The organism is Candidatus Aramenus sp. CH1, from assembly GCA_022678445.1.
Classification (GTDB): domain Archaea; phylum Thermoproteota; class Thermoprotei_A; order Sulfolobales; family Sulfolobaceae; genus Aramenus.
Genome location: JALBWU010000022.1, coordinates 1 through 8,260 on the forward strand (window position 1 = coordinate 1; position 8,260 = coordinate 8,260).

Sequence of the window (8,260 nt, forward strand, 5' to 3'; positions counted from 1 at the left end):
CCTAGGTGAATCTTCGAGAAAAGCCTTTCCCTTTCCCTCAACACCTCTTCCCTAGCTTCTTGTTCTTGAACCTTCTCTGTCTCGCTCTTCAGCTCGTCGAGTTCGGCGATCCTCTCCTGAAAAGTAGAAGTTCGCTCTTCACTGAGGAACCGCGGTAAAATAGAACAGTAAGCTCTCAACAACGACAGTAGCCAACGCGTTTAGGCCAAGGTCAATTGACGTAACCTTGTTACCTTTAGGCTTCTCAACTGAATCTTTCTCCTCAAACCGTGGACGACGAGAGAGCCCTTCATTGGCTTACGCTTTTCTTAGAAGTAGTCCTACCAACGTCAACGGAAATATGGACTAAAACTTGTTGTCCTCAATGCGGATCTCTAAACGTCCTTGTGCACCGAACCACTTTAACCTACCTACGAAGGGTATCTCCATTTTCAATCCTTCAGAAAGAGAGTGTAATTTTCCTCGTTAACTTCGTAACGATCTTGCCTAATGACTAGGATCAGTTTCCTCTTACCGCCTTCCAGTAGCTTGGCGGCGATACACGTTTCACGAATGACGGTTTTTGTTTTAATGACGAGAAGAAGGACGACCAAGTTGTTCTTCTGAAAACAGCTTGAGCGTTAACTCCTAGAACCTTCTTGTACTTCTCGTAATACTTAACTTATCCCAAGTGTCCTTGAGGTCCACTTTCTTTTGCTGAAAGAACTGTTGTCTCCTCTCGTAGTTAATCTCGTTCCACAGCTTTGCGGACTCTTCTGCTAACTTCCTCAGTTTCCTCTTTTGGTACCCATTAGGAAATAGCCTTACAACGATTGTTCTAACGCTTCCCTCATTGCGGAAGTAATCGGCCCCCGCTCCTCATCTTGACTAAGTTCACCAAAGAAAGCGTCATAAGAGGAAATTGTTTTTCACGTTTAAAACCTTAAACCCCGCCAGGCAAGATTTGTCTTCTTACTTATCATATCCTTAGCGGGTACAATGTCCTACTTAATCATCATCGCTATCATATATGCCATGGCAGCATCGAAGATCCCTTTAACTGGGTGGTTGTAGACTGCGGTGTACATGTGGTACCTTGCCATTAGGAAGTGCTCTAGATCGTCCCTATCCTTCATCTGTAAAACGTACCTTCCCCTCTCGTAGATGTCCATAACCTCTATAATCCTGTCTAGGAGGATCTGTCCGTACTTTACTCCAAAATAGAACGAGTCCCTCTGTAAATAGTCGAGCCTGTCCGCATCCAACATGGGGTTTATTAACGCCTTCCCTACTCGTCTGGAGGGGTTCTCTTTGGTGTAGATGTCTTCCATAGCGTCCGCTAACTCACCTTGTTGGAGGCATTTTTTAGAACATCTATCCCAACTTGTTCGTGGAGCTTCACTCCCGGAAGGCTTGGTTTTAGCTTCATTTTTCTTATCCATGAAATCAAGAAAGCTGATAGCTTGTTCGAATGCATGCGAGAACGGCAAGTGACCTATGTCGTGAACTAGGGCAAGTCTCCTAACCCTAGTGTACGTTTAGTCGTCTAAAAGTACCTTGCTCCTGAGCTTTGGCAACATAAGCTTTGCTACGTGGTATGTACCTAGACTGTGCTCGAACCTCGTGTGAGTGGCTGAAGGGAAGACCAGATATGCGAAGCCGTTCTGCTTTATGTACCTCAAACCTCCGGAAAGGGGAACTGTAGACAATGTCCATGTCCTCCCCGTCAATTGTAATGTAGCTGTAGATGGGATCCCTGATCTGCTTACTCCTCCTAGCAGGGGTATACGTCATACGCTAAACTTGAATTCTTTCTAGCTGTTCTAGGAGTTCTCTCTCTTGTTAGTCGAATTTTACGCTTTCCCCGGTAAGACTGTACCAGACTTTTTTGGCGAGTTCCTTTGCCTTATCCACATCTACTCTTATGTCGTAATTGCTACACTCTTCCGTTTGTGCATAGTCATGATCTCCTACGTACTCTACGAACATCACGCCGTGTTCCGTTATCCTGAAACCGCTCAAGTCGACTTTCTTAGGAACTGCTACCAAGAAGGCAATGACATGTGCTCCATCTTCAGGGTACTTACTCCTTAAACAATCTATTGAGATGAGAGATCTAAAAACTCCTAAACGTTATCATATTGTAGGTGCTGACCAACAGTATATTTACGGGATTAGTGTCATATGAAATGGGGGAGCCAGACGAAACTATTCTTGGAGCCGAGCTAAATTTAAGGTCTTTTCGATTTGGGCAGAGCCGGGGAATCCCTTTTAGCTTAAACTGAACTAACTAATATCGACTCGTCCTAGATCACGCAGCTAGGGAAAAGGCCGTCCTTAAGACCTTGTTCTTCGTCGTCCCTCCGTAAGAACCCTACCATAGGTAAAACAGTTGCGTTCTCTTTGCGTCTTTAAGACTTAGAGAGCGACGCCACTACAAGCTATCACAGCACATTTCCTATAGATGTATGCCATGGGGACTATCTAAGAGAGTATCACCGTTAGTGTCGCTTGCTTCGTTGAAGACCAAGGGGTAAAGGGAGCACTTGGTCTAAGGTCAAAATTTGAGGATTCATTGGACCTGATTATTCGCAGTCCTCAAGTCACGATGAGTACTTTTGACAGTAGCTCTGCAACGGCTCGTCTGGAGTCCTAGGGAGCGTTCGACTCTCACTCTCTTACCCCAAACGCCTTCTTAGTCTCCTCCGAGCAATAGCCCTTAAGCAGGGAGCCCTTGAGCTCTGGCTGGTACTTTGGTATTACCCAGTACTTCATAAACGGTAGATAGACTGCCCCAGACAGCAGGAAGGAGAGGAGCCACGCGTTGTTCAAGGCAACTTCCTCGCCAGGGTACGGCAAGTATATCACCGCTGACACCGCAAGGAAGGTTATCAGCGCTGCGGGGTTGACCCCCTTCCAGTACCTAAACCTCCCCCTGCTCAGGAAGACGTCGGGTAAGTCGAACTTGAACCTCCTAACCACGGCGTAATCAAATATTATCACCCCCTCCACGCTACCTAGAATCCCGCCGTAGGTGAGCAACCAACTGTAGATGTAGCTGTACGCATTCCCGTAGAAGCTCCACGCCCCTATCCCCACTGCCAGGACTACCAGCAGAAGCGACCCCTTGAACCAAGTGAGCCTCTTGGGGAAGGTATTGGCTATGTCGTACGCGGGCCCCACGGCGTTTGCGAAGACGTTGACCAAGAACGTCGCCAGGATGAAGGAGAACAGGACGAGGACGTTGACAGGAGGGGCCATGTGGAGGGTGACCAGCACTATGGGGTCCCAGATGGCAGTGCCGTAGAGCTTTAGCGAAGCTGCGGTGGTCATTGTGCCCATGACTGCAACTGCGAGCATCAAGAAGGGCATTGGCACCTGCCCCACCGCTTGGGCGAACTGGCCCTTGGCGAATCTGGTGTAGTCCGGCATCGTTAGGGCCATGGTGGCCCAGTATGCTATGTTGGCGTTTAGGAAGGCCAGCAGGGCGAGAGGGGAGAGATTTGAGGACGGGGAGAGGGCTAACACGTTTATCGACCACCCCACCTTCACCATGAAGTAGGCCCAGACTGCGAGGAAGGACACAAGGACTACTGGCCCGCCCACCCTCGCCAGCCACTTGAGCACCGGCTGGGACTTCACCACTGGGGAATAGTAGAACACCGCGACCTGCAGTAAGATCACCAGGAGGAAGGTGGCCCAGAACACTTGGGGGAAGTCCCTGCTGAGCACGAAGGGGTAGTTCGGGTAGTGAGAGACAGTGTAGGTCACTGCACCTACGTTCCCCGAGAGTATTGCGTAGATGGCCGTGGTCGCCTCGGTGATTATGTAGCTCTCTATCCCCCACCACCCCGCTCCTATCACCGCCCTCAACCAGCTCGGGAACACTGCCCCGTATACCCCCCACCTAGTCCTCGTGAGCTGGGGCTCCGCTAGGCCGTACCTCGCCCCTCCATGGGACTGGAGTATCATGGGGAAGAGGACGATGAGGTTGCCCAGGAAGACTACGAGTATGGACTGTAACGCGTTGAGGCCAAATACTAGGCCTACGCTTGCCAAGGTCCAGCTTGGGACTATGAAGACCATTGATACCCAGAGGGCGAAGTAGGTGAAGGGACCCCAGTTCCTGTTCTTCACGGGGACCGGGTGGACGTCGGCGTTCCAGAGGAACTTCTCCTCAGGGAAGGGCTGTGTGAGCTCCACCTGCCCCCTTTCAGGGTAGAACTTAGTTATGGAGACTCTGTCCACTCTCTTCATTTTGACCGTAATAGTGTGTCCACTTGACATTTATGTTTACCGCCATAGCAGTCTCCTCGCCCTTGAACCTGGACTACTCCAAAGTGATAGCGAACGCGAGCGGCCAGCGGTTTTCTAGAAGTGAAACTTTCTCCTTTGCCCTGTCCTCTCCTTCCTGGCACAGGAAGGGTATACAATCTTAAGATAGGGTGTACAGTTACCAAGGCCGTAGGGTGTAACCTCTAATCCCAAGACTTTCTTTGTCGACAAGGAAAAAAGAAAGGACTAACTTACCTCCACTTCTGCCTGGAACTTTATTCCATATGCCTCGTACTGGCCGTCTACGTCGTAGACCCTTACTATGTATTTCCCTGAATGTACGTGGAAGGGCATCTGTAGGATCACTGTGGCGTTTTGACCCAAGGGCACCACCAAGGCAAACTTGTCTGGGTGGACTGGGTGGAGCGGGAACTCGTTCCTTATGTCGTAGCTAGGTATGTGAGACAGCTGGGAAGGCCCCCACTGGTACAGCACCGTCCCGTTGGGGTAGAGCACTTGAACCAGGGTAACGAAACCGCCGTAAGTGTCTGGGCCCGCCACCCTCGCAATTTGAAGGAACAGCGTGCCGTTCTGGTACAGCCTGGTCCCAGTTAACACGTAGGCTGGGGTCTTGGAGTAGTTGGTCAAGTGGGTGAAGCCTTGGAAATTGAGCTGGTAAAGCCCGAAGGTGACCCCGGTAGCCAGCAACATAGCCAGGACAGCGATTACTCCGATCTTGTCCACGCCCATCACCACAGGGGGATCCTGTACTTCCCGATCTTTATCCCGTTGGGATACCTCTTGTACAAGTAGTGATCAATGGAGAGCCATCTGCTCCCGGTGAGCAGGAACATGAATGCCGCGGCGCCTTCGGTGGCAGCTATCTGCCACTCGTCGAGGCAAGTGGAGCCTAGCCAGCCCCCCGCTGCCCCAATTCCCCATGCCAGCCCGGCTACTACGAGCCCAGATAACCTAAAAAACCCCAGCATTAAGAACAGGCCGAAAATCCCCTCGAGGACAGTGAACAGAAGCAAGAAGTTGTAGAGTAGTGCAGGGTTAGTCAACACGTACACTAACATGCCCTTCACCGGTGCCCAAGCGTGTGGCAGGAAAGTGATCAGCTTCCCTCCCACGTAAGCGGACGAGTTGGGGTTCAACTTAGCGGGAACGTTAACCGTCCTCCTAAGGAATGCTGAAAAGTACATCCAGCCCAACGTGACCCTCAAGACTGGGAGGAACTTCTGGGTCTCATCAACTACTTTACTTTGGGACATTTTTCTCAATATATTGAATTAACTTTAAACTTCTTAAATATACTTTTTGAAAACCTTTTCATACTCGCATTAACTCACTTTACCTTAAAATATAGTGGAATATATTATAAAAAAAATTTAATAAATTAATTATACCGTCCTTTTGGTTACTGCAGACCACGTGGCGTGCCACTGATAACGGTTTAAGCGCGTCGTCCGTACGCAAGAGTTGGCGGGACTTGAGAGATATTAATATAAGCTGAGCGGTTTTTATTCGCTAAGCACCAGTACGTCGCCTCTGCCTTTATATGAGATCCTGGAATGACATGGTATACTTCAACCACATAACTCACATAAATGGATACCCTAGCTGATTTAGGGAGGGGTTTGGGGTTCTGCAGTGCGTTGAGGGATTCCTTGTTTTCTCGTGTTGTAAGGAATTAACGTCGTTACTATCGTAGTCTTCCCACAACTAACGTCCATGCATCCTCCATTATACGTTATGTTGGGATGTTCTCAAAACACGAGGTCTCCGCGAGAGATCCGGCTTTCCGTCTATGGGGTCTTTCATCGTCGGCAGGAAGCTAGTCTTAACTGTTGAAGTAGGCAAAGAGTTGACTCCTTATATTTAACGTCATTTTTACAGTATCTCGCACTCCGTCTTCCCTTATATCACAGCATAAAAAGAGTACATCATTCAAAGTTTTCACACTACTTCAGACACGCTAAGTCTCTGTCCAGAAACTCCTTAAATGCATAGTCCGGTCATATCTTCTCAAGCGCGTAGAGGAAAGAATTACTGATGCGCCGGGATTGTCGTGGATCTCTCCTAGAGGGACTTATATCTCCTGCTAGTAGAAGTCCTACAACTCACGGCGGTGTTTCCCAACTCCGAGCCTTTCTGCATCTCTTTACCCCTACACTGTCACTTGTCATTTTATTGCAACTCAAGGTCAACAGCGTTGACTTAGCTACTGCAAAACTACTGCTTACCTGCAACTAGGATCCTCACCTAATCGCTGAAGGCCGGGAATAGCGTCTCTCCCTACCTTACCCTGTTTAGGCCTTCCTTTGACTCCTCCTTAATCATCTAAGAAATTGAATTAACAAAAGACGTTTTAACTACATAGATATGTAGTAACTACTATGTACTTCAGCGACAGACCAATTGAAGAAGAGGAGGAGCTCTACGACAGGGAAGAAGAGCTTAGGCTACTTAGGCAGTTCGCTACGCAGTACTCCGTCACCTTAGTCCTGGGCCTCAGGAGGACTGGGAAGACCTCCCTCATTAAGGTCGGTCTTAAGGCAGAGAACACAATTTACGTGGACATGAGGAAGTTTGAGGAGAGGAACGCCATCACGTACTCCGACTTCCTCAGGGAGGTAGAGAAAGAGGTGAACAAGAGGAGGAGGAAGCTGGAGAGGTTAAGGGAGTACTTGAAGAGGGTAAAAGGTGTCAGCGTAGGGGAGGTCGGGGTAGAGTTCTCCCTAGGGAGGGACAGGCCGAGCTTCGGGGACCTCCTTGAGGCCATGGACGAGTGGGCCAGGGAGGAGGGGAGACTAGTATTCGTGATAGACGAGGTCCAGGAGCTCGTCAAGATGAGGGGCTACAGCCTGTTGCCCTCCTTTGCGTACGCTTACGACAACTTAAGGGGCGTATCCTTTGTGTTCGCCGGGTCAAAAATCGGCATGCTCTTCAAGTACCTGAAGGTCGAGGACGAGGAGAGCCCCCTCTTCGGGAGGTACATGGCCAAGGTAGAAGTAAAGCCCTTCACGGAGGAGCAGAGCGTCGACTTCCTCAAGAGGGGCTTCCAACAGTACGGAGTGAACATCAAGGAGGAGAGGCTGAGGGAGGTAGCGAGGAGGCTGGGAGGAATACCCGGCTGGCTGGCCCTCTACGGTCTCGAAACCGTGAACTCTGGGAGGGACTCCTTGGAGGACGTTGTGGAGAAGGCCTTTAAGCTGGCGTCCAAGGAGTTCTGCGCCTTCGTCAAGGAGAGGGGGTCGAGGAGGTACGTGGAGCTAATGAAGGGGCTAAAGCTCACTGGGAAGTGGGGGGAGCTGAAGAGGTACCTAGAGATCGAGGAGGGGAGGAAGGTTTCGGACAGCGAGGTCACCAGGCTGCTGGCAAACTTAGTGGACGCGGGGTTTGTGGAGAAGGTGGACGAGGAGTACAGGGTAGCCGACCCAGTGCTCAGGGAGAACGTAGATAAAATTACGTGTTAGAGAGTTTCCTTGAAGCCAAGCGTTAAGGCGGGTTAACATATGCCTCCTTCTGGGCTCACTTGGATATATCCTCAACCTCCAGGTAGTCCTAGGCCCTAGGAGGCCTATGTCGAGCGACACTATCGCACGGCGAATGTCGACACAAACCCGAGCGATAGGAAGAACGCGGTCATCATAAGGACTAGGATTGAAGTGGAGAACCTGATTAAAAAAAAAGAAGACAAACCTCGCCTGGCGGAGTAAAAGTTTTTAAAGTATAAAGACAATTTCCTTTTATGGCGCTTCCTTTGGCGAACTAAAGATGAGGGGCGGGAGCCTATTACCCCCGCAATGAGGGAAGCGTCAGAACAATCGTCGTAAGGCTCTTCCCAAGTGGGTAAACAGAGGAAATTGAGGAAGTTGGCGGACGCAACAGAAAAGCTGTGGAACGAGATTAACTACGAGAGACAGCAATTCTTTCAAGAAAAGAAAGTGAACCTCAATGACGCGTGGTACAAGTATTACGAGAAGTACAAGAAGGTTCTAAG

General features: G+C 49.8%; 8 protein-coding genes. 1 reads left to right on the forward strand and 7 read right to left on the reverse strand.

Annotation, left to right across the window (positions count from 1 at the left end):
* The 7 genes from MPF33_11125 to MPF33_11155 all read right to left on the reverse strand — a co-directional run.
* A partial coding sequence (locus MPF33_11125) for a hypothetical protein (GenBank protein MCI2415772.1) occupies nt 1-182 on the reverse strand: 182 nt, incomplete at its 3' end.
* A gap of 801 nt (nt 183-983) precedes the next feature.
* A complete protein-coding gene (locus tag MPF33_11130; protein MCI2415773.1) occupies nt 984-1,310 on the reverse strand; it encodes a hypothetical protein in 327 nt (108 codons plus the stop codon).
* A gap of 207 nt (nt 1,311-1,517) precedes the next feature.
* Nucleotides 1,518-1,688, reverse strand: coding sequence for a hypothetical protein (locus MPF33_11135; GenBank protein MCI2415774.1), 171 nt, complete (start codon nt 1,686-1,688; stop codon nt 1,518-1,520).
* 133 nt (nt 1,689-1,821) lie between these two features.
* Nucleotides 1,822-2,028, reverse strand: coding sequence for a hypothetical protein (locus MPF33_11140; GenBank protein ID MCI2415775.1), 207 nt, complete (start codon nt 2,026-2,028; stop codon nt 1,822-1,824).
* A 621-nt stretch (nt 2,029-2,649) separates the two neighbouring features.
* On the reverse strand, nt 2,650-4,266 hold the full coding sequence (locus MPF33_11145) for a cytosine permease (GenBank protein MCI2415776.1): 1,617 nt from the start codon (nt 4,264-4,266) through the stop codon (nt 2,650-2,652).
* A gap of 234 nt (nt 4,267-4,500) precedes the next feature.
* On the reverse strand, nt 4,501-5,004 hold the full coding sequence (locus MPF33_11150; protein MCI2415777.1) for an Aa3-type terminal oxidase: 504 nt from the start codon (nt 5,002-5,004) through the stop codon (nt 4,501-4,503).
* Nucleotides 5,004-5,528, reverse strand: a complete 525-nt coding sequence (locus tag MPF33_11155; GenBank protein MCI2415778.1) for a TQO small subunit DoxD — start codon at nt 5,526-5,528, stop codon at nt 5,004-5,006. The genes MPF33_11150 and MPF33_11155 overlap by 1 nt, the downstream gene beginning before the upstream one ends.
* A gap of 1,125 nt (nt 5,529-6,653) precedes the next feature.
* On the opposite strand from MPF33_11155, the gene MPF33_11160 reads away from it, so the two are divergent.
* The gene (locus MPF33_11160; protein ID MCI2415779.1) at nt 6,654-7,733 is read left to right on the forward strand and encodes an ATP-binding protein; all 1,080 of its coding nucleotides are present in this window, start codon (nt 6,654-6,656) and stop codon (nt 7,731-7,733) included.
* Nucleotides 7,734-8,260 lie beyond the last annotated feature (527 nt).